This window comes from Knoellia sp. 3-2P3 (assembly GCF_029223115.1).
Classification (GTDB): Bacteria; Actinomycetota; Actinomycetes; order Actinomycetales; family Dermatophilaceae; genus Pedococcus_A.
This window is the reverse complement of the sequence record NZ_JARGZE010000005.1, coordinates 296,774-316,334: the sequence shown is the minus strand read 5'-3', so window position 1 is coordinate 316,334 and position 19,561 is coordinate 296,774. Positions and strand designations below refer to the sequence as shown.

Annotated in this window: 16 protein-coding genes; 8 read left to right on the top strand and 8 right to left on the bottom strand. The window is 73.1% G+C overall.

All coding sequences use genetic code 11. The features are described from left to right. Positions 1-14 precede the first annotated feature (14 nt). Together P0Y31_RS16025 and P0Y31_RS16020 are read right to left on the bottom strand one after the other, a co-directional pair. On the bottom strand, positions 15-1,058 hold the full coding sequence (locus P0Y31_RS16025; protein ID WP_275871166.1) for a DUF3048 domain-containing protein: 1,044 nt from the start codon (positions 1,056-1,058) through the stop codon (positions 15-17). Between the two features lie 159 nt (positions 1,059-1,217). Further along, positions 1,218-3,278, bottom strand: coding sequence for a M4 family metallopeptidase (locus P0Y31_RS16020; protein ID WP_275871164.1), 2,061 nt, complete (start codon positions 3,276-3,278; stop codon positions 1,218-1,220). Positions 3,279-3,669: 391 nt separating this feature from the next. Here P0Y31_RS16020 and P0Y31_RS16015 point away from each other — a divergent pair, with 391 nt between their 5' ends. Then, positions 3,670-5,562 (top strand): alpha/beta fold hydrolase, encoded by a 1,893-nt coding sequence (locus tag P0Y31_RS16015; RefSeq protein ID WP_275871162.1) that lies wholly within the window; start codon positions 3,670-3,672, stop codon positions 5,560-5,562. An 81-nt stretch (positions 5,563-5,643) separates the two neighbouring features. Here P0Y31_RS16015 and P0Y31_RS16010 read toward each other — a convergent pair whose 3' ends face one another. After that, positions 5,644-6,045 (bottom strand): cobalamin B12-binding domain-containing protein, encoded by a 402-nt coding sequence (locus P0Y31_RS16010; protein ID WP_275810373.1) that lies wholly within the window; start codon positions 6,043-6,045, stop codon positions 5,644-5,646. A gap of 151 nt (positions 6,046-6,196) precedes the next feature. On the opposite strand from P0Y31_RS16010, the gene P0Y31_RS16005 reads away from it, so the two are divergent. Both P0Y31_RS16005 and P0Y31_RS16000 read left to right on the top strand, forming a co-directional pair. Next, positions 6,197-7,237: an alpha/beta fold hydrolase gene (locus P0Y31_RS16005; protein ID WP_275871160.1), complete on the top strand. Its 1,041-nt coding sequence runs from the start codon at positions 6,197-6,199 to the stop codon at positions 7,235-7,237. Between the two features lie 182 nt (positions 7,238-7,419). After that, positions 7,420-8,223 (top strand): M23 family metallopeptidase, encoded by an 804-nt coding sequence (locus tag P0Y31_RS16000; RefSeq protein ID WP_275871157.1) that lies wholly within the window; start codon positions 7,420-7,422, stop codon positions 8,221-8,223. A gap of 115 nt (positions 8,224-8,338) precedes the next feature. On the opposite strand, the gene pcrA is transcribed toward P0Y31_RS16000, so the two are convergent. Next, positions 8,339-10,762: a DNA helicase PcrA gene (gene pcrA / locus P0Y31_RS15995; RefSeq protein ID WP_275871154.1), complete on the bottom strand. Its 2,424-nt coding sequence runs from the start codon at positions 10,760-10,762 to the stop codon at positions 8,339-8,341. Between the two features lie 45 nt (positions 10,763-10,807). Beyond that, positions 10,808-12,094: an FUSC family protein gene (locus P0Y31_RS15990; protein ID WP_275871152.1), complete on the bottom strand. Its 1,287-nt coding sequence runs from the start codon at positions 12,092-12,094 to the stop codon at positions 10,808-10,810. A 101-nt stretch (positions 12,095-12,195) separates the two neighbouring features. On the opposite strand from P0Y31_RS15990, the gene P0Y31_RS15985 reads away from it, so the two are divergent. From P0Y31_RS15985 to P0Y31_RS15965, 5 genes are read left to right on the top strand one after another with little or no spacing between them, the layout of a single operon-like run. Then, positions 12,196-13,497: an MFS transporter gene (locus P0Y31_RS15985; protein WP_275871150.1), complete on the top strand. Its 1,302-nt coding sequence runs from the start codon at positions 12,196-12,198 to the stop codon at positions 13,495-13,497. Beyond that, complete coding sequence (locus P0Y31_RS15980) at positions 13,494-14,321, top strand: uracil-DNA glycosylase (protein WP_275871148.1); 828 nt, start codon at positions 13,494-13,496, stop codon at positions 14,319-14,321. Before P0Y31_RS15985 ends, P0Y31_RS15980 begins: the two co-directional genes overlap by 4 nt. Before the next feature lie 32 nt (positions 14,322-14,353). Beyond that, positions 14,354-14,911 carry a GNAT family N-acetyltransferase gene (locus tag P0Y31_RS15975; protein WP_275871145.1) on the top strand — a complete coding sequence of 186 codons (558 nt, stop codon included), beginning with the start codon at positions 14,354-14,356 and terminating at the stop codon, positions 14,909-14,911. Positions 14,912-14,954: 43 nt separating this feature from the next. Next, a complete protein-coding gene (locus P0Y31_RS15970; RefSeq protein ID WP_275871143.1) occupies positions 14,955-15,938 on the top strand; it encodes a quinone oxidoreductase in 984 nt (327 codons plus the stop codon). A gap of 30 nt (positions 15,939-15,968) precedes the next feature. Next, positions 15,969-17,054, top strand: coding sequence for a DNA polymerase IV (locus P0Y31_RS15965; protein ID WP_275871141.1), 1,086 nt, complete (start codon positions 15,969-15,971; stop codon positions 17,052-17,054). A gap of 13 nt (positions 17,055-17,067) precedes the next feature. Here P0Y31_RS15965 and P0Y31_RS15960 read toward each other — a convergent pair whose 3' ends face one another. From P0Y31_RS15960 to P0Y31_RS15950, 3 genes are read right to left on the bottom strand one after another with little or no spacing between them, the layout of a single operon-like run. After that, the gene (locus tag P0Y31_RS15960; protein WP_275871139.1) at positions 17,068-17,412 is read right to left on the bottom strand and encodes a hypothetical protein; all 345 of its coding nucleotides are present in this window, start codon (positions 17,410-17,412) and stop codon (positions 17,068-17,070) included. Between the two features lie 15 nt (positions 17,413-17,427). Then, on the bottom strand, positions 17,428-18,105 hold the full coding sequence (locus P0Y31_RS15955; protein ID WP_275871137.1) for a response regulator transcription factor: 678 nt from the start codon (positions 18,103-18,105) through the stop codon (positions 17,428-17,430). Next, positions 18,092-19,486 (bottom strand): ATP-binding protein, encoded by a 1,395-nt coding sequence (locus tag P0Y31_RS15950; RefSeq protein WP_275871135.1) that lies wholly within the window; start codon positions 19,484-19,486, stop codon positions 18,092-18,094. Before P0Y31_RS15950 ends, P0Y31_RS15955 begins: the two co-directional genes overlap by 14 nt. Between the last annotated feature and the right edge of the window lie 75 nt (positions 19,487-19,561).

The following is a 19,561-nucleotide window of genomic DNA, read 5'->3' as shown; positions in this document are numbered from 1 at the left end:
TGCCCAGCCCTCCCTCAGCCGACCGTCACGCCCTGGCCCGGGGTGACGAGCAGCACCCATACCGGCCCGCCGGGGGCCAGGGTGATGGGCTTGCCGCCCGCCGTGAGGCTGGTCGGTGCCGTGGCGCTCGCACGCTTCCACGTCCCGGACCAGGCCTTGCCGTCGCGCAGGACGACGACCTTGCCCTTGCCGGTCAGGTCCACGAGCGGTGTGGGCATCCCGTTGACGTCGCGGTTGCCCGACAGGTGGCTCCCGACGTACTGGACCACCACCGTCGACGCCCCGTGCTGGCGCCCGTCGGGACCGACGTCGGCCTTGCCGTCCGTGGTGACGAGGTACTGCCGCCGCTTGGCGTTCCAGGCCAGGCTCACCCGGCTGGCGGGCCACCGTGCGGTCACCGACGCCGCCGCGGTGCCGCCCTTGGCGGGCGGGCCGAAACGAAAGCCGATGTCCTTCGGCGTGACGCTGCCTCCGGCCCTTGCGAGGAGGGCCGCCGGGTCGCCGATGACGTTGTAGGGCGCGGGTCGCGAGCGTTCGCGGCGGAAGCCCTCGCCCGAGGCGTCGTAGCTGAGGTTCACCTGGCGGCCTCTGGCCAGCGCCCGCACCGTGTAGGCCGAGCCGCCCGAGTAGGCGAACGCGACCCGGCCGTAGTTGGCGACCAGGTCGATGTCGGACTCGCGGGCGCTGCGCACCGGGCCGACCTCCTTGGGCAGGCGGCTGGAGAACACCGCCAGCAACCGGGTCAGCCCGCCCTCGACCGGCTCGACGTAGACGACGTCCGCGACGTCGAGGCCGACTCGCGGCCGGGCGCTGGGCGTGTTGTCGATCTTCACCGCGAGCACGGGGCCGCCTCGCAGCGGCACCAGTGCCGGCGTCGGGGTCGGCGTGGCCGTCCGGGTGGGGGCGGTCGTGGTCGAGGGCGATGTGGGGGCGGCAACCCGGGCCGGCTCCCCGCCACCACAGGCGGCGAGGGCCACCGCACCCGTCAGCACCGTGGTGACTGCAGCAGCGGCGGTGCGGCGCCGGTCGTTCCCTCGGCGCCCGCGGTCAGACGTCATGGCCCCGCAGGGTAGGGCGCGCTGCCCCGGATCCCGGTGAGGCACGACGGAAGCGGCCCGTGATCCGGCCGAAGGGACCGGGTGCGGACCCTCCCGCACGCGCGAGGGACCCCCGTGCCACGTCGGGCGCCGTGGGGCGGGGGTCCCTCTCGGCGAGCGTCAGCCGACCGTCAGTGCGGTGTCGTCGACGACGAAGGACGTCTGGAGCGAGGAGTCCTCGTTCATGAGGAACTTCACCGAGATCGTCCTGCCCTTGTAGGCGATGACGTTGAACGACTTCTGCGTGTAGGTCGAGTTGGTGCCCACGTTGGAGTAGGTCGCCAGCGTCGACGTCGTGGAGCCGTCGACGACCTGCACCTTCATGGTGTCGTAGGCCGTGCTGCCGGACTCGGCGGTGTCGGTGCGGAGCCAGAAGCTCAGGGTGGCCGACGTCGCCGTGGACGGGATGGTGACGCTCTGCTGCTCGGTCTCGGTGCTCGTCGAGCCGTTGCCCCCGAGCCACATCTTCCACGAGCCGGTGCGGGCCGGGCGCCCGGTGTTGCTGGTGATCGGACCTGCCGTGCCGGTCCAGCTCACGGCTCCCGACTCGAAACCGGGGTTCTGCAGCAGGTTGCTGCCCGAGGGCGGCGGGGTCGAGCCGCCGCAGGTCTCGGCGCCGGCCGGGACGGAGATCGCGGTGAACGCCTTCTCCACCGCGGCGCACGTCGCGCTCGTCGCGCCGTAGAGCTCCTTGGCCGAGGCGATGGCGCCCTCGCGGGCGGCGGAGTAGGTGCTGCCCGACGTGAGCTTGGTGGCCAGCGTGCGGTACCAGACCTTGGCGATGTTGTCCCTGCCGGCTCCGGTGACGGCCGGGGCGCCGCCGCACGTCGTGCTGGTGTAGCTGACGCCGTTGATGGTCTTCGAACCCGAGCCCTCCGAGGCCAGGTAGAACCAGTGGTTCAGGGGCCCCGACGAGTAGTGCGGGTCGAGGTTCTTGGTGTTGGTGGTCCAGCAGTCCTGGCTCTGGCCGTCCCGGCTCGGGCGGTCCATGTAGCGAAGCGGCGTGCCGTTGCCGTTGATGTCGATCTTCTCGCCGATGAGGTAGTCGCCCACGTCGGCGCCGTTGCTGGCGTAGAACTCCACCGAGGCGCCGAAGATGTCCGAGCTCGCCTCGTTGAGGCCGCCGGCGTCGCCGGAGTAGTTGAGGTTCGCCGTGTTCTCGGTGACGCCGTGGGCCATCTCGTGGGCAGCCACGTCGATCGAGGTGAGCGGCTTGGTGTTGCCCGACCCGTCGCCGTAGGTCATCTGGGTGCCGTCCCAGAACGCGTTGACGTAGGCGTTGCCGTAGTGGACGCGGCTGCGGGCACCGGTGCCGTTGTTCCAGATGCCGTTGCGGCCCTGCACGTTCTTGAAGTAGGCGAAGGTCTTCTCCGCGCCGTACTGCGCGTCGACGCCGGCGGTCTGCCGGTTGCTCGGCGAGCCGGTGCCCCACGTGTTGTCGGCGTCGGTGAACTGGGTGCCCGTGCCGGACGTGGCACCGTTCAGGTCGGTCGTGTAGTTGCCGACGCTGTCGCGCAGCTGCCAGGTCGAGCCGGACGAGATGGTGTTCAGGGTGACGGTGCCGGAGTACTGCGAGTTGCCGGTGCCGTTCTTCACCTCGTCGTATGCCGTGATGACGGCGCCGCTGTCCGCGTCGACGATGGTGTGCAGCCGGCTGGGCGTCTGGTCGGCCCGCACACCCTCGGTGAGGACGTCCCACGCCAGGCGGGGCGCCTTGTCGTTCGCCCAGACGACCAGCTCGCCGTCGTTGCTCCTCGGTGAGTAGCCCGCCCGGCGCGCAGCGGAGCGCTCCGCCTCGGACTCGGCGACCGCCGGTGCGGTGGAGGCCACTGCGGCCCTGCCGCTGGCGTTCCACCACACGCGCTCGGTCGAGCCGGCCGCGCTCTTGCGCACGACGAAGTCGCCGCCGAGGACCCGCAGCCCCCGGTACGTGCGGTCGTAGCGCACGTGGCGGGTGCCGTCGGCGTCGACGACCACGTCGCGCACGGTCAGCTTCTCGTCGCTGGACAGGCCCATGGACTGGCGCTGGCGGTCGGCCTGGGCCTGCTCGGCGACGACGGCCGGCCGGGTGTCGGACGAGGGGGTCGCGGCGGGAGTGGCTGCGGCGCCCGCAACGGGCGCGGCGGCCACAGCCGCGGCGACGGCGACGCCGAAGGCGGCACCGGTGGACAGTCGGATCACGGGTGGGTCTCCTCGATGGATGGGTCCGGCCCTGGGTGTCGCGGACCTGAAGGAACGTCGCGCCCCCTCCTGACTCGGCGTCGTTCACCGCGGGGTTCGGCGTGGTGGTGACCCAATCGACCCGCCCGTGCGGAGGTCAATGCTCCTTGCGAAGACTTTGCCAAACACGTGGGAAGGCAAGGCAGACAAAGGTTTTCGGCCCCGGATCGTCAGCGCCGAGCAAAGGCCCGGTCACCTCTCCGCGCCGACCACGCGAGCGGCGTCCACGTCGTGGTCGCCACATCTCAGGAGCCGGACGGCTCGGGCCGGCCCGTAACCGACCGCGCCGCGACGTCGTTGTCCGACCAGAGGGCAGCGCCAGCGTCGGCCCGCCCCTGTCCGGGAGGTACCCATGCCGCATCGCCCGAAGACCGTCCGCACAGCTCTGGCCGTGCTCACCGCCGTGGCCTCGGCCGCGGTCGTGGCCACGCAGCCGGTGACGGCGGCCCCCCGGGAGCGACAGCAGGCACTCGACGCGGTCGACACCTTCACCGGCCTGTCCTTCACCGTGCCCGCCGGCAAGGACGACCTCGGCCGGCCGCAGAGCTGCACCATCGACGCCGACCTCTACCGGCCGCACTCCGCCGGTCCAGACCACCGGGTGCCCGCGATCCTCACCACCAACGGCTTCGGCGGGAGCAAGGCCGACCAGGCCGGCATCGGCCGGGCCTTCGCCCAGCGCGGCTACACCGTGCTCTCCTACACCGGCCTCGGCTTCCCCGACAGCGGCTGCAAGATCTCGCTCGACGACCCCGGCGTCGACGGCGTGGCGGCGCGCTCGCTGGTGACGTTCCTCGGCGGCGGCTCGTCCGCGGCATACGACTCGGCGAACCTCGGTGGCGTGCCCGCCGGGCCGGGCACCCTGAACGTCGACTTCACGACACTCGACGACGCCGCCACCCACGACCCGCGGGTCGGGATGATCGGCGGGTCGTACGGCGGTCAGATCCAGTTCGCCACGGCCGCGGTCGACGACCGCGTCGACACGCTCGTTCCCCTGATCACGTGGAACGACCTGCGCTACTCGTTGGCCCCCAACAACACGAGCTTCACCACCGGCACGACCTACGCCGACTCCAACCCCGGCACCCAGAAGATCGGATGGGTCTCGCTGTTCTTCGGCGTCGGCATCGCCGACGGCATCACCGGGGCGAGCATCGACCCCACCCGCAACGTCGGGTGCCCCAACTTCGTCCTCGAGGCGTGCCGGGCCAAGGCCACCCTCGACACCCTCGGCTTCCCCACCGACGACACCTACCGCCTGACCGACCGGGTGTCCGTGGCGCACTACCTCGACGACGTGGAGGTGCCCACCTTCCTCATCCAGGGGCAGAACGACACCCTCTTCAACCTGCAGGAGGCGGTGGCGACCTACCGCGGGCTCAAGGAGCGCGGCGTGGAGGTCTCGATGGCCTGGCAGTCGTGGGGCCACTCGGGCGGGGCGAACGGCCACAGCGGCGCCGCCCCCGGCGAGCTCGACCTGAGCGGCGCCGACATCGAGGGCACCTACCTCGGCCGGCGGATCAAGGACTGGTTCGACCACCACCTCAAGGGCACCACGGCCGACGCCGGCCCGGAGTTCGCCTACTTCCGCGACTGGGTCGACTACAGCGGGAGCGCGGAGCCGGCCTACGGCACGGCGGACTCCTACCCGGTCGGCACGCGGCAGACGTGGTACCTCTCGGCGGCGGACGAGCTCGTGACCTCCCGGGCCGCGGTGCTGCCCGGCTCGAAGAGCTGGTCCAACCCCGGGGGCGGCGCGTTCGCGTCCTACTCGGAGGTCTCCGCCCTCGAGGGTGCCGTCGACCTGCCCGAGGGCACGACCACGCCGAGCGACGCCCCCGGCACCTTCGGCGCCTGGACCACCCCCGCCCTCTCCGCACCCACGACCATCGTCGGCGCGCCGACCCTCGACGTCCGCTTCGAGTCGCCGGTCGTCGCGGCCACCCAGGCGACGGGACCGGCCGGGCAGCTGCAGGTGTTCGCCAAGATGTACGACGTCGCGCCCGACGGCACGCAGACCCTGGTGCACAAGCTCATCAGCCCGGTGCGGGTCGCCGACGTGACCCAGCCCCTGCGCATCGAGCTGCCGGCGGTCGTGCACCGGGTGGAGGCCGGGCACCGCATTCGCCTCGTCCTCGCGAGCACCGACGCCGCCTACAAGAACGCGTATGCCGTGCAGCCGGTGACCGTCCGCGCGAACCCCCTCGAGCCGGCCCGCTTCACGCTGCCGGTGGTGCGCTGAGCGACCCGCCCAAAGCACCGGTGGACGGCGAAGGGGCCCGGCAACGTGCCGGGCCCCTTCCGCTGCGCGCGGTGGGAACGCTCAGTCGGTGGTGACGGTGGAGCGCACCCAGTCGACGATCTCGGTGGTGGTGGCGCCGGGCGTGAAGACCTTGGCGACGCCGAGCTTCTCCAGCTCGGGGATGTCGTCCTCGGGGATGATGCCGCCGCCGAAGACGACGATGTCGCTGGCGTCACGCTGCTTGAGCAGCTCGACGACCTTGGCGAAGAGGGTCATGTGGGCGCCCGAGAGCACCGACAGGCCGACGGCGTCGGCGTCCTCCTGGATGGCGGCCTCGACGATCTGCTCGGGCGTCTGGTGGAGGCCGGTGTAGACGACCTCCATGCCCGCGTCGCGAAGTGCGCGGGCGACAACCTTGGCGCCACGGTCATGGCCATCGAGGCCGGGCTTGGCCACCACGACACGCACTGGGGTCTCAGTCATGGGCCGCAGACTAGCCGTCCCGGCCACCCCCCGGCAGCCGGGGTGAGGGCCGCCACCGCCGCGTGGCACCGGCTGCTCCGCCGCGACACGTCCGAATCGTGACCTTTTGCCCGCGCGCAGTGGCCCGGCAGGGGCTACCGTCGGCGGAGCCATGTCGCAGAACATCTGCAGCTCCCGCCCTCGCCGGAGGGCCGCCGCACCCAAGCGCCCCGCACCGGCCGCGCACGCACGCGGCGCGTCCCTGTGGGGCCGGGCCCTCTCCGGTGCGGGTGACGCCGTCCGGGCCGTCGGCAGCACCGCTGCCGCCGCCAACGACATCGTCGGAGGCGCGGTGCGGGCCCTGGCGACGCCTACCGGGGTGGTCGGCGCTGCGGTCGAGGCCGCCTGGCTCACCACCCACCTCGCGCTCTACCCGTCGGGCCTGCTGTTCCGCCACGGCGCCGACAGCCAGCACGGCTACCGCGTCGAGCACCTGCCGCCGGTGCAGCGCGGACTGGTCATCTCGGACGTCGAGGCGGCCGGGACGCCGATCCTGCTCGTGCACGGCATGGTCGACAACCGCTCCATCTTCACCCTGCTGCGCCTGGGCCTGCGGCGGCGCGGGTTCGGCCGCGTCACGACGATGAACTACTCGCCGCTCACCACGGACGTGCGGGCCGCCGCGGCCCGCCTCGCCGAGGAGGTGGAGGCGCTGGTGGCCGAGACCGGCTACGAGCGGATCCACGTGGTCGGGCACAGCATGGGCGGCCTGATCGCCCGCTACTACATCACCCGGCTCGGCGGCGACGAGCGGGTGCACACCCTCGTCACCCTGGGCACGCCCCACCAGGGCACCTACACGGCATACGGCTGGCACAACCAGCTCACCCGGCAGCTCCGCCCCGGCAGCGGTCTCATGCGCGAGCTCGACCAGCCGGTGCCCCACTGCCGGACCCGGTTCGTGGCCTACTGGTCCGACCTCGACCAGATGATCTTCCCGCAGCGCAACGCCGCCCTCGAGCACCCCGACCTCAGCGTGCGCAACATCGACCTGCACGGCGTGGGCCACATGTCGCTTCCCATCCTCGGCAGCGTGGTGCACGGGATCTCCACGACCTTGGCCCACCTCGACTCCGAGGGCCACACCGTCACCTCGGGGGTCACGCCCCTGCCGCTGCGCCGCGCGGCGGGCGGTGACCATGGGGTCCGGTAGCCCGATCGGACCATGACGCTCGTCACCCGTTCGGAGGAGGGAAAGACCTCGATCGGGTGAGGTGAACCCCACCAAAAACGGACAAAAAGAAGGGGAAACCCCGGGGGGCTCTTTGCGTAACGACTAGGTAACGCAGTAGTCTCGCAGTTCCCGTGTCCCCTGCACGTGAAGGTAAACCCTCTGTGAGTTCTCGTTACCAGGGCCGCCACCGCGGCTCGAGCAACGGACGACGCCGAATCCCCCAGAGTTTCAGTTCCGGCTTCGCTCTGCCCACCGCCGCGGCGGCCACCTTGGTGCTGACCGCCACCGGGGCCTCGGTCGCCGAGTCCGCCCCCATCCAGCTGGACCTGACCGGCGCCGAGGCCCGCGCCAGGGCCGACGCGGCCGCCTTGGAGCGCGCCGAGGCCACCGAGGAGCGTCAGGCCTTCGAGCTGAAGATGGCTGCCGCCCAGGCCCGCGTGGCCGAGGAGCAGCGAGCCTCCCGCGAGCGCGCCCGCACCGCCCTGCTCAAGAAGCAGAAGGATGCCGCCGCCAAGAAGGCTGCCGCCGCGGCCAAGGCCAAGGCCCTGGCCGCCGCCGAGGCCAAGCGCAAGGCCGAGCGCAAGTGGATCTCGCCCATCGCCGGCGCCACCTTCACCTCGGGCTTCGGCATGCGCTGGGGACGCATGCACAACGGCAACGACTTCGCCTGCCCCGTGGGCACGCCGCTCATGGCCATGTCGCAGGGCACCGTCATCTTCGCGGGCCAGGAGGGCGGCTACGGCAACAAGGTCGAGATCGAGTACTGGGACGGCACCGTCTCGTACTACGCCCACATGGACACCATCAGCGTCACCGTCGGCCAGCAGGTCGCCGTGGGCGACCAGGTGGGCACGAGCGGCAACACCGGCCACTCCACCGGCCCGCACCTGCACCTCGAGATCCACCCCGGTGGCGGCGGCGCGGTCGACCCCGAGCCGTGGCTGCGCGAGCGCGGCGTGCAGTAGCCCACCGCAGAACGTGTGAAGCGCCCCCTCGGACCCGGTCCGAGGGGGCGCTCGCGTGTCGGCTCCGGGCCGTGTCAGCTCGGGCTCGTGTCAGCCCGGGCCCGGCCGGCGACGGTCAGAGCTTCTCGAGCGGGGCGTAGCGCAGGAGCAGCCGCTTGACGCCGGTGTCGGCGCCGAAGTCGACGTGGGCCATCGCCTTGTCCCCCTCGCCCTCGACCCGCACGACGGTGCCCAGGCCGAAGGAGTCGTGGGTGACCCGGTCGCCGGCGTCGAGGCTGATGACCTTGCGGTTGCCCGGCGAGCGCACGCCGGGGCGCGCGGCGAGCCTGGCCACGGCGGGGGCCGAGCCGCGGGAGGCCAGCTGGGTGTCGCCGGTGCGCTGCCAGTCGACGAGGTGCTCGGGGATCTCGTCGAGGAACCGGCTGGCCGGGTTGTACTGCGGGGCGCCCCACGCGGAGCGGACCGCCGCCCGCGAGATGTGCAGCCGCTCCCTGGCCCGGGTGATGCCGACGTAGGCGAGCCGGCGCTCCTCCTCGAGCTCACGGTTGTCGGCGAGCGCCCGCATGTGCGGGAACGTGCCGTCCTCCATGCCCGTGAGGAACACGACCGGGAACTCGAGGCCCTTGGCGGTGTGCAGCGTCATCAGCGTGACCACGCCCTGGTCCTCGGCCTCCTCGCTGTCGGGGATCTCGTCGGCGTCGGCCACGAGGGAGACCTGCTCGAGGAAGTCCTCGAGGGTGGCGACCTCACCGGTCTCGGCGCGGTTCTCGTCGAACTCCCGGGCGACGGCGACGAGCTCGGCGAGGTTCTCGATGCGGGTCTCGTCCTGCGGGTCGTGGCTGGCCCGCAGCTCGGCGAGGTAGCCGGTCTTCTCGACGATCGCCTCGAGCAGGTCGCCCACTCCGGTGTCGTCGCGCTCGGCCACCTCCCGCAGCTCCTCGAGCAGGGTGGTGAAGCCCTTGATGGCGGTGACGGACCGCGTCGCGATGGCCGGGGCGTCCTCCGGACGGCCCAACGCGGCGATGAAGGGGATCCGCTCCCGCTCCGCGAGGGCGGCGATGCAGGCCTCCGCCCGGTCACCGATGCCGCGCTTGGGCACGTTGAGGATGCGGCGCAGGTTGACCGTGTCGGTCGGGTTGGAGATCACCCGCAGGTAGGCGAGCGCGTCCTTGACCTCGCGGCGCTCGTAGAACCGGGTGCCACCGACCACCTTGTAGGGGAGGCCGACCCGGACGAAGACCTCCTCCAGCGCACGGGACTGGGCGTTGGTGCGGTAGAAGACCGCCACGTCCTTGGGCTTTACGCCGTACTGGTCGCCGAGCTGGTCGATCTGCCGCGCCACGAAGGACGCCTCGTCGTGCTCGTTGTCACCGACGTAGCCGACGATGCGGGCGCCGTCGCCGGAGTCGCTCCACAGGTTCTTCTTGCGGCGCTCCGGGTTCTTGGCGATCACCGAGTTCGCCGCCTGCAGGATGGTCTGCGTCGAGCGGTAGTTCTGCTCGAGCAGGATGGTCCGTGCGTCCGGGTAGTCCTCCTCGAACTCGACGATGTTGCGGATGGTCGCGCCGCGGAAGGCGTAGATCGACTGGTCGGCGTCACCGACCACCACGAGCTCGGCCGGCGGGACGCTGGGCCCGTCGGCCGGCACCCGCGCGTCGGCGGTGCCGCCCACCAGCTCGCGGACGAGCTGGTACTGGGCGTGGTTGGTGTCCTGGTACTCGTCGACGAGCACGTGGCGGAACCGGCGGCGGTAGTGCTCGGCCACCTCGGGGAAGGCCTGCAGGATGTTGACCGTCGTCATGATGAGGTCGTCGAAGTCGAGCGCGTTGGCCTGGCGCAGGCGCCGCTGGTAGCTCGTGTAGGCCTCGGCGAGGGTGCGCTCCTGGTGGGTGCCCTCGGCGACCCGCGAGGCGTAGGCCTCCTCGTCGACGAGCTCGTTCTTGAGGTTGCTCACCTGGTGGCTGAACGAGCGGGGCGGGTAGCGCTTGGGGTCGAGGTCGAGGTCGCGCATGACCATCGACATCAGGCGCTGGCTGTCGGCGGCGTCGTAGATGGAGAAGGTCGACTTCATGCCGACCTTGGCGGCCTCGCGGCGCAGGATGCGCACGCACGCCGAGTGGAACGTCATCACCCACATCGACCGGGCACGGGGGCCCACGAGGGCGGCGACCCGCTCGCGCATCTCGGCGGCCGCCTTGTTGGTGAAGGTGATGGCCAGGACCTGTCCGGGCTGCACGCCGCGGGCGCCGAGCAGGTAGGCGATCCGGTTGGTGAGCACCCGGGTCTTGCCGGAGCCCGCGCCGGCCACGATGAGCAGCGGCGCGCCCTCGTGGAGCACCGCCTCCCGCTGCTGCGGGTTGAGTCCCGCCAGCAGCTCCTCGGGGTCGGTGTGCCGTACGCCCGGGCCGTCGGGGCCCTCACCGGCCGCCGCGGCAGCAGCCCAGGTGGGGACGCCTGCGGCGTCCACCTCGGTGTCGCGGGCAGCCTCCGTGGTGGAGGTCGGGCGGGGGAAGGGCAGGTCGTCGAAGAGCGTGCTCATGTTGCTGCCCAGCCTACGGTGCGGCGGCGACACCGACCTCATCGCTCACCGGGCGCGGCGGCCCCGGGGCAGGCGCACCTCCAGACCCGTCAGCAGGGGCAGGGTCAGGGCCGAGCGGCGCTGCCACTCCTCGCGCTGGCGCACCCGGCGCTCGAGGTCGAGCTCGACGAGCACCTGCTCGACCGCGGCCAGGATCGTGCCGCGCAACAGCCAGAGGCCGGCGTCGCTGCTCGGCCGGCTGATCAGCAGCTCGGAGAGGATGGCGCGGGTCTCGCGCAGGATCTCGAGGCTGCTGGCGAGCGCGCGCTCGGCCTCCTCGAGGTTGCCCTCCGCCTCGGCCCGCACGAGCTCGCCGAAGCCGCGCAGGCAGTCGGCGACGTCGCTGAGCACGACCGCGAACGCCTGGCGGGCGTCCTCGTCGTAGGCAGGCGAGCCGGGCCGGTCGGGACGCTGCTCGGCTGCGGGTGGCTCGTCGGGCAGCTCCTGCAGGAGCACGGCGAACAGGGCGCGAATGGCCAGCACGCAGCCCTCGAGACGGTCGAGCCCGCTGCGCAGCACCGGGGCCACGCTCTGCGTGCCGAGCGCGCGGGGGTTGAGCTTGCGGGACTCCTCCACCTGGCTGACCGCGCGCGACGCCGTGGCCAGCGGCCCGGAGACGGCCCTCGCCTGCTCGGCCCACTGGGCGAGGTCGGCCCGCCTGACCTGCCCCTCCGCGAGGGTGCGCGACGCGCCGTCGAGGCAGTCGGCAGCCGCGTAGGCGACCCGCAGCACCTCGGAGCCGGCCCGGCGGTTCGGCACCGCGGCCGGAAGGAGGAGGTTGAAGGCCACGCCCACCGCGGCACCGACGAGGGTGTGCGCGACCCGCGCCTCCGCCACGAGGTCGGGCGAGGTCACCCCGAGGATCAGCATGGCGCTGATCGGCACCTCGAGGGCCTGGGCGCCGAGCCGGAAGACCTTGGCCAGCAGCAGCGAGGCGGCGATGACGAGGGCGAGGCTCCACCAGGTCAGGCCCGCCAGCGTCGAGATGGCGACGGCCACGAGCACGCCGGTCAGCACCGCCCCGACCCGCAGCAGGCCCATCCGCACGGTGGAGAAGGCGGAGGCCTGCAGGACCAGCAGGGCCGTCAGCGCGCTGGTCAGGTCGTACTTCGCGCCGGTCACCTGCCACGCGAGCAGCCACGCGAGCACCGCCGCGGTGGTCAGCCGCAACACCTCCGAGAGGGTGCCGCGCAGCCGGCCCGGCAGGTCGCGCCACGCACGCGGGCGGGTCGGCCACGCGACGTCGGCGGCACGCTCCGCCGCCTGCCGCCACCGCTGCCGCCGGTCCGCCACGGGCACGAGCGTGGCACGCGGGGCGGCGCTGCGCACGGTTGTCGTGGCCGAAGCCCGTTGCGTGCCGAATTCCGGTTGCGGCCGCCCGTAGCGTGGGGACCGTGCACGACTACCGCAGCGACGTGGCGATCCTCCGCGACCGCCGTTTCGCGTACCTGTTCGCCGCACGCACCCTCTCGATGCTCGGGATCGCCTTCGCACCGGTGGCCCTGGCGTTCGGCATCCTCGACCTGCCCGGTGCCACGCCCACGACCCTGTCGCTGGTGCTCGCGGCCGAGGCGGTCGCGATCGTGGTGTTCACGCTCGCCGGCGGGGTCATCGCCGACCGGTACCCGCGCCACCGCGTGCTGCAGGCCGCCGAGTGGGTCAACGCCCTGGCCCATGTGGGCCTGGGCCTGATGATCCTGGGCGAGCAGGCGCCGACGTGGGCCCTGGCCACCGCCGCCGCGGTCTCGGGCACCGCGACCGCGATGGTCTGGCCGGCCCTCACCGGCATCGTGCCCGACGTCGTGCCGGCCGCCCACCTCCAGCAGGGCAACGCCCTGTTGGGGCTCGGCGGCAACGTCGCCCGCGTGGCCGGTCTGGTCGCCGGTGGCGTGGTCGTCGTCGCGGTGGGTGGCGGCTGGGCGCTGCTCATCGCCGCCGCACTGTTCGGCGCGGGCGGCCTGCTGATCTCCCTCCTCGCCCTGCCGCGAGCCCGGGCCCACCAAGAGGTCTCCGGCACGATCCTCGGCGACCTGCGAGACGGCTGGCAGGAGTTCCGCAGCCGACAGTGGCTCTGGGTCGTCGTCGTGCAGTTCTCGGTGCTCGTGATGGTGTGGCAGGCCGCCCACCTCGTGCTCGGCCCGGTCGTCGCGAGGCAGGAGCTCGGCGGGCCCAAGGCGTGGACCGCGGTGCTCACCGGCGAGGCCATCGGGCTGATCGTGGGGGTGCTGATCGCGATGCGGATCCGGCCCCGCCGCCCCATCCTCGCGGTGACGCTCCTGAGCTTCGGGGCGGCCCCGCCCTACCTCCTCCTCGGCGGCAGCGCGCCCCTGTGGCTGGTGGTTGCGAGCGCGTTCGTGCTGGGCGTGTGCTTCGACCTCTTCACCGTGCTCTGGCAGACCACCATGCAGCGGGAGATCCCGCCCGCAGCGCTGTCCCGGGTGAGCTCCTACGACGCCCTGGGCTCGCTGATGCTCGGCCCGCTCGGGCTCATCCTGGCCGGCCCGGCCGCCGAGTCCTTCGGTCCGCACCCGGCGCTGATCGGCTGCGGGGTCGTCATGGTGCTGACCACCCTTTTCGCGCTCAGCTTCCCCGGTGTCCGCAGCCTGACCGCGCCGCCCGTCGCGCCTGCGGGCGCAGCGCTGCCGCCCGACCTCCCCGCGGCCGGGCCACCCGGGGCACCGGGGGTCCGTCCGTGAGCGTGCCACTGCCCCACCCGGTCACCGGGCAGGTGTTCCCCTCCCCCGTGCCACCGGGCACCGGCTGGCCGGGTGACCCCGCCGGCCCCGACACCCCCGTCGCCCGCACCCCCGCCCAGGTGGCCCGGCTGGCGTCCGGCGCGCCGACCACGGCCGAGCTCGACGCGCGGGTCTCGGTGTGCCGCGCCTGCCCTCGCCTCGTGGCCTGGCGCGAGGAGGTCGCGGTCCACGGCCGCCGGGCCTCCTTCGCCGACCAGCCCTACTGGGGACGTCCGGGCCCCGGCTTCGGCGACCCCGACGGCGAGGTGCTCGTGGTCGGCCTCGCCCCGGCGGCCAACGGCACCAACCGCACCGGGCGCATGTTCACCGGGGACCGCAGCGGAGACTGGCTCTACGCCGCCCTCCACCGCGGCGGCTACGCGAGCCAGCCGCACTCCTGGGCGAGCGGCGACGGGCTGGCGCTGCACGGCATCCGGATCGTCGCGGCGGTGCGCTGCGCGCCGCCGGCCAACAAGCCGACCACCACCGAGCGGCAGACGTGCGGCCACTGGCTCGACCGCGAGCTGGAGCTCGCTGCCCCGCGCTTGCGGGCCATGCTGGCCCTCGGCTCCATCGGCTGGGACGCCGCGCTCGCGAGCGCCCGCCGGGTGGGCTGGGACGTGCCGCGCCCCAAGCCGCGGTTCGGCCACGGCGCCGAGACCCTGCTCACCACGGGCCACGGCCGACCGGTGCGGCTCATCGGCAGCTACCACGTCAGCCAGCAGAACACCTTTACGGGCAAGCTCACCGAGGCGATGCTCGACGAGGTCGTCGCGCGCCTCTGACGTCCGATGCCCTGGAGCCCTACCGTCGTGCCATGACCGAGCTCGCCACCCCGCACGTGCGCTTCCACAGCTCCTTCCTCGCCGCCGTCGACGAGTTCCTCGACGCGGGCGAGGAGGCCTACAGCGGCGTGCTGGTGTGGCCCGCCGACGAGCACTTCCCCGGCATCACGTTCACTCGCGAGGGCCTGGAGGACCCCGCCGAGTTCGCCCGGCTGGTGCGGCTGAAGGTCGGCGACGCCGAGCCCGACAGCCCCCGTCCCACCGGCTGGGTCCCCGCCACGCACCTGTGGATGGCTGACGGCGACGAGTACCTCGGCCAGATCTCGTTGCGGCACAGCCTCGACAACCCGTTCCTCGCCGAGCTCGGCGGGCACATCGGGTATGCCGTGCGCCCGGGTGCGCGTCGGCGCGGGCACGCCACCGACGCGTTGCGCGCGGTGCTGCCGGTCGCCGCGCGCAGGGGCCTCGACCGGGTGCTCGTGACCTGCGACCTCGGCAACACCGCCTCGGCGCGGACCATCGAGGCGTGCGGGGGCGTCCTCGAGGACGAGCGCTCCGGCAAGCGGCGCTACTGGGTCACCACGAGCTGAGCCGGCCGAGCGGCGCCCGGCCGCGCGGCCTACAGTCGGGCAGGTGAGCACGACAGCGCGCGCCCTGGTGGTCCCCCGCAACGGCGACTCCTCGGTCCTGGAGGTCCGCGACGTCGAGGTGCCGGACCCGGGGCCCGGCGAGGTGCAGGTCGAGGTGGCTGCGGTGGGCGTCAACTTCATCGACGTCTACCAGCGGGAGGGGGTCTACCCGATCGCCACCCCGTTCGTCTCCTGCTCCGAGGGCGCCGGCACCGTCACCGCCGTGGGCGAGGGCGTGGCGGACGTCTCGGTCGGCGACGGCGTCGCGTGGGGGCAGGGGCTCGGCAGCGCCGCCACCACCGTCAACCGCCCCGTCGACGACCTGGTGCCCGTGCCCGACGGACTCGACCTCGACGTGGCCGCCGCGGCGATGCTGCAGGGCATGACCGCGCACTACCTGGTCAACAGCACGTATGCCGTGGGGCCGGGAACCGTGGCCCTGGTCCACGCCGCCGCCGGCGGGGTCGGGCAGCTGCTCGTGCAGATGGTCACGGCCAGGGGCGGGCGGGTCATCGCCACCGCCGGGTCGCCGCAGAAGCTCGAGATCGCCCGCCGGCTCGGTGCAGCGACGGTCATCGACTACTCGGAGACCGACGACCTGGCCGCGGCAGTGCTGGCCGCCAACGGAGGAGCTGGCGTCGACGTCGCCTACGACGGTGTCGGCAGGGCGACCTTCGACGCCTCGCTCGCCTCGCTGCGGCCCCGGGGGATGATGGTGCTCTTCGGCGCCTCGAGCGGCCAGGTGCCACCCTTCGACATCCAGCGGCTCAACCGGGGCGGCTCGCTGTTCCTCACCCGTCCGACGCTCGGGCACTACGTGGCGACCCGCGCGGAGCTGCTCGAGCGGGCCGGCTCGGTGCTGGGCGACCTGGCTGCGGGGCGGCTGCACCTCGAGGTCGGTGGCCGGCACCCGCTGGAGGACGCGGCGCGGGCCTACGACGAGCTCGAGGGCCGGCGCACCACCGGAAAGCTGTTGATCGTCCCCTGACCCGTCAGGGCGACCGGGCAGACTGTCGCCATGGCGCCCTGGGTGCTGCACGTCGACCTCGACCAGTTCATCGCGGCGGTCGAGCTGCTGCGGCGCCCCGAGCTGCGGGGCCGGCCGGTCATCGTCGGGGGCCGCGGCGACCCGGCGGAGCGCGCGGTGGTCTCGACCGCCTCCTACGAGGCCCGCGAGTTCGGGGTCAGCTCGGGCATGCCGCTCAAGGTGGCCGTCCGCAAGTGCCCGCAGGCTGTCCTGCTGCCCGTCGACGCACCCCTCTACGAGGCGGCCTCGCAGCAGGTGATGGACACCCTCCGCGGCCTCGAGGGCGCCGTGGTGGAGGTGCTTGGCTGGGACGAGGCGTTCGTCGGCGTCGACACCGACGACCCCGAGGCCTTCGCGCGGCGCATCCAGTCACAGGTGCTGGCAGCCACCGACCTGCACTGCTCGGTCGGCATCGGCGACACGAAGGTCCGGGCCAAGATCGCCACGGACTTCGGCAAGCCGCAAGGGGTGTTCCGGCTGACCCGCGACAACTGGTTCGAGGTGATGGGCGAGCGGCCGACCAGCGCCCTGTGGGGCGTCGGGAAGCGCATCTCGACCCGTCTGGCCGGCCTGGGCATCGCCACCGTGGCCGACCTCGCGGCAGCGGAGCCTGAGCGCCTGGCAGCGGAGTTCGGCCCCGCCATGGGTCCCTACTACGGGCGCCTCGGGCGCGGAGTCAGCAGCGCCCACGTCGACGACACGCCCTACATCCCGCGCGCGCACGGCCGCGAGGTCACCTACCAGCAGAACCTCAGCGACGCCGACGAGATCGCCTCAGCCGTGGCCACCCTCGCCGAGCAGGTCGTGAAGGACATTGCGGCAGAGGGGCGGCCGTGCATGCGCGTGCACCTCAAGGTGCGCTTCGCGCCGTTCTTCACGGTCGCCCGCAGCCGCAAGCTAGCGGAGCCGACCTTCGACGCGACCCTGATCGGCGACACCGCCCTCGACCTGCTGCGCAGCCTCGCCGACGAGCGCCCCATCCGCCTGCTCGGCGTGCGAGCCGAGATGGTCCCGCCCGAGGGCGGCTACGACGACGAGGGCCGGCGCGCCGCACGCGACCCGCGGGCGGCCGGCTGAGGTCTCCGCCCGCCTACCAGAGCACCGCGATCGCCGTGTTGAGGACGGCGAGCGCGCCCGCGGCGCCCACCAGGGTGGGGTTCGGCTCACCACGCTTCTGGCGGGCGTTGGCGATCTCGGCGCACGCCGCCACGGCCAGGGCGACGAGCAGCTTCACGCCGACCTTGCCGTTGTTCACGGGGTCGTCATTCATCTCGAGGACGCCGACGAGCAGCAGGCCGGTGAGCACCTGCGCGCGGGCGCCCCACAGGATGGGGGGGATGACCTTCGGGGCGCGAACCACGGCGAGCCAGCCACCGACGACCGCAGCCATGCCGAGCAGGTGCACGAGGACGAGCAGGTGCTTGAGGAAGTCCATGGCCCGGAGCCTAGTTCACAGCAGCCGGCGCCCCATCGCCCAGGCCGTCAGCTCGTGGCGGGACGACAGCTGCAGCTTGCGCAGCACCGAGGAAACGTGTGTCTCAACGGTTTTCACCGAGATGAACAGCTCCTTGGCCACTTCCTTGTACTGGTAGCCGCGCGCAATCAGCCGCATGACCTCACGCTCACGCGCACTGAGCCGGTCGAGCTCCTCGTCGACCTCCGCGATCTCTCCCGCGGCCGCGCCGAAGGCATCGAGCACGAAGCCCGCCAGCCGCGGCGAGAAGACCGCGTCGCCGTCGGCGACCCGCCGGATCGCCGAGGTCAGGTCGGTCGCGCTGATGGTCTTGGTGACGTAGCCGCGGGCCCCGGCGCGGATCACGGCGATGACGTCCTCCGCCGCGTCCGACACCGAGAGCGCGAGGAAGCGCACGGGCTGGCCACCGGCCGTCTCGAGGCCGCGGCAGCCGTGCAGCACGTCGACACCCCCGTGGCCGGTGCCGCCCGGCAGGTGCACGTCGAGGAGCACCACCGCGGGGCGGGTCGCCCTGATGACGTCGACGGCGGCCTCGACGTTCGAGGCCTCCCCCACGATGTCGACCCTGTCACCGATCTCGGCGCGCACGCCGGAGCGGAACATCCGGTGGTCGTCGACCAGCACGACCTCGACGTGGGGCTCACGGGGTTGCATGGGAGGCCTCCGCAGGGGGTTGGGGCGAAGCGGTCCGGACGGGTTCGGCGGGGCCGCCGTTGGTCACGAGCGGTGGCAGGGTCAGGCACACCTCGGTGCCGTGCTCGAGCCGGCGCACCCGCGCGCTGCCACCGTGGCGCTGCATCCTGCCGAGGATGGACTGCCGCACCCCGAGCCGGTCCTCGGGCACGTCGTCGAGCTCGAAGCCGTCACCGTGGTCGCGCACGAAGGCCTCGACCCCGGCGGGGCCGATCTCGACGTACACCGACACCGGAGGCCTGCCGTGGCGCACCGCGTTGAGCAGGGCCTCCCGCACCGCGCGCACGAGGGCGGTGCCGCCGTCGTCCAGCGGACGGTCGCCGGTGGCGACGAGCTCGATGGGCGTGCCGTGCACGTCCTCGACCTCGTGCGCCACCCCCGCGACCGCGGAGGCGAGCGTGGAGTCGGAACCGGCCTGGCCGGCATACAGCCAGGAGCGCAGCTCGCGCTCCTGGGCGCGGGCCAGCTGCGCCACGGCGGCGGGGTCGTCGGCGCGGCGCTGGATGAGGGCGAGGGTCTGGAGCACCGAGTCGTGCAGGTGCGCGGCGATGTCGGCGCGCTCGGTGGCCCGGGCCCGCTCGGCCTGCTCGCGCCGCAGGTCTCCCCACAGGCGCAGTCCCCAGGGGGCGGCGATGAGCACGAACCCGGCCACGACGGCCAGGGAGGCGAGGGCGATGTCCCAGATCGCCGAGAGGGAGCGGCCACGGGTCGCCACGATCACCAGCCCGGTCAGGGCCAGGAGGGCACCGAACACCAACCGCGCCACGCTGAACCGCCGAGGACCCTCCGAGGAGCCGAGCCAGCGCCCGCGCTGGGCGTCGTCGAGCTGGGACCAGGCGATCACCGCTCCGACGGCGACGATGAGCAGCGGCACCAGGAAGCCCAGGCGGAGGTTGAAGCCGGCACTCTGCGCCACGGCCACGAGCCCCGCCACCAGGAGGACCCCGCCCGCGAGCAGGGCGCGCGTCGCCGAGCGCTCCTGCTCGTCGGTGGCGGCGCCCACCGCCGAGGCGGCCTCGCCCACCGGCACCGCCGGACCCGACGGGCGGGCCGGGTCGACGGGCACCCGGCCGTCGTCGCCCTCCACCACGCCCTGCACCGACTGCGGCGTCAGCGCCCAGAGGAACAGGTAGGCCGCGAGGCCCGCACCGCCGGGCAGCGCCAGCAGCACGAACACGATGCGGACCAGCCGCACCGGCGCACCGAGGTGCTCGGCCAGGCCGGCGCACACCCCGGCGACGACCCTGCCCTCGACAGGGCGGTGGAGGGTGCGCCGCGGCGGGCGCTGCTCCGCGGCCCCTGCCTCAAGGGCAGTGGCGGGCCGCTCGTACGGGGTGGGCATGTGCCCATCTTGGACCACCCCGACTGGCGCAAACACCGTATTCAGGGGCGGAGGGCTCTACTTCAGGGTCCCGTC

What these genes read in the sequence shown, in the direction of transcription:
- P0Y31_RS16005 (WP_275871160.1), top strand. Translation starts at nt 6,197, where the DNA reads ATGTCGCAGAACATCTGCAGCTCCCGCCCTCGCCGGAGGGCCGCCGCA.
- P0Y31_RS16015 (WP_275871162.1), top strand. Translation starts at nt 3,670, where the DNA reads ATGCCGCATCGCCCGAAGACCGTCCGCACAGCTCTGGCCGTGCTCACC.
- P0Y31_RS16010 (WP_275810373.1), bottom strand. Translation starts at nt 6,045, where the DNA reads ATGACTGAGACCCCAGTGCGTGTCGTGGTGGCCAAGCCCGGCCTCGAT.
- P0Y31_RS15950 (WP_275871135.1), bottom strand. Translation starts at nt 19,486, where the DNA reads ATGCCCACCCCGTACGAGCGGCCCGCCACTGCCCTTGAGGCAGGGGCC.
- P0Y31_RS15965 (WP_275871141.1), top strand. Translation starts at nt 15,969, where the DNA reads ATGGCGCCCTGGGTGCTGCACGTCGACCTCGACCAGTTCATCGCGGCG.
- P0Y31_RS16025 (WP_275871166.1), bottom strand. Translation starts at nt 1,058, where the DNA reads ATGACGTCTGACCGCGGGCGCCGAGGGAACGACCGGCGCCGCACCGCC.
- pcrA (WP_275871154.1), bottom strand. Translation starts at nt 10,762, where the DNA reads ATGAGCACGCTCTTCGACGACCTGCCCTTCCCCCGCCCGACCTCCACC.
- P0Y31_RS15960 (WP_275871139.1), bottom strand. Translation starts at nt 17,412, where the DNA reads ATGGACTTCCTCAAGCACCTGCTCGTCCTCGTGCACCTGCTCGGCATG.
- P0Y31_RS15955 (WP_275871137.1), bottom strand. Translation starts at nt 18,105, where the DNA reads ATGCAACCCCGTGAGCCCCACGTCGAGGTCGTGCTGGTCGACGACCAC.
- P0Y31_RS15975 (WP_275871145.1), top strand. Translation starts at nt 14,354, where the DNA reads ATGACCGAGCTCGCCACCCCGCACGTGCGCTTCCACAGCTCCTTCCTC.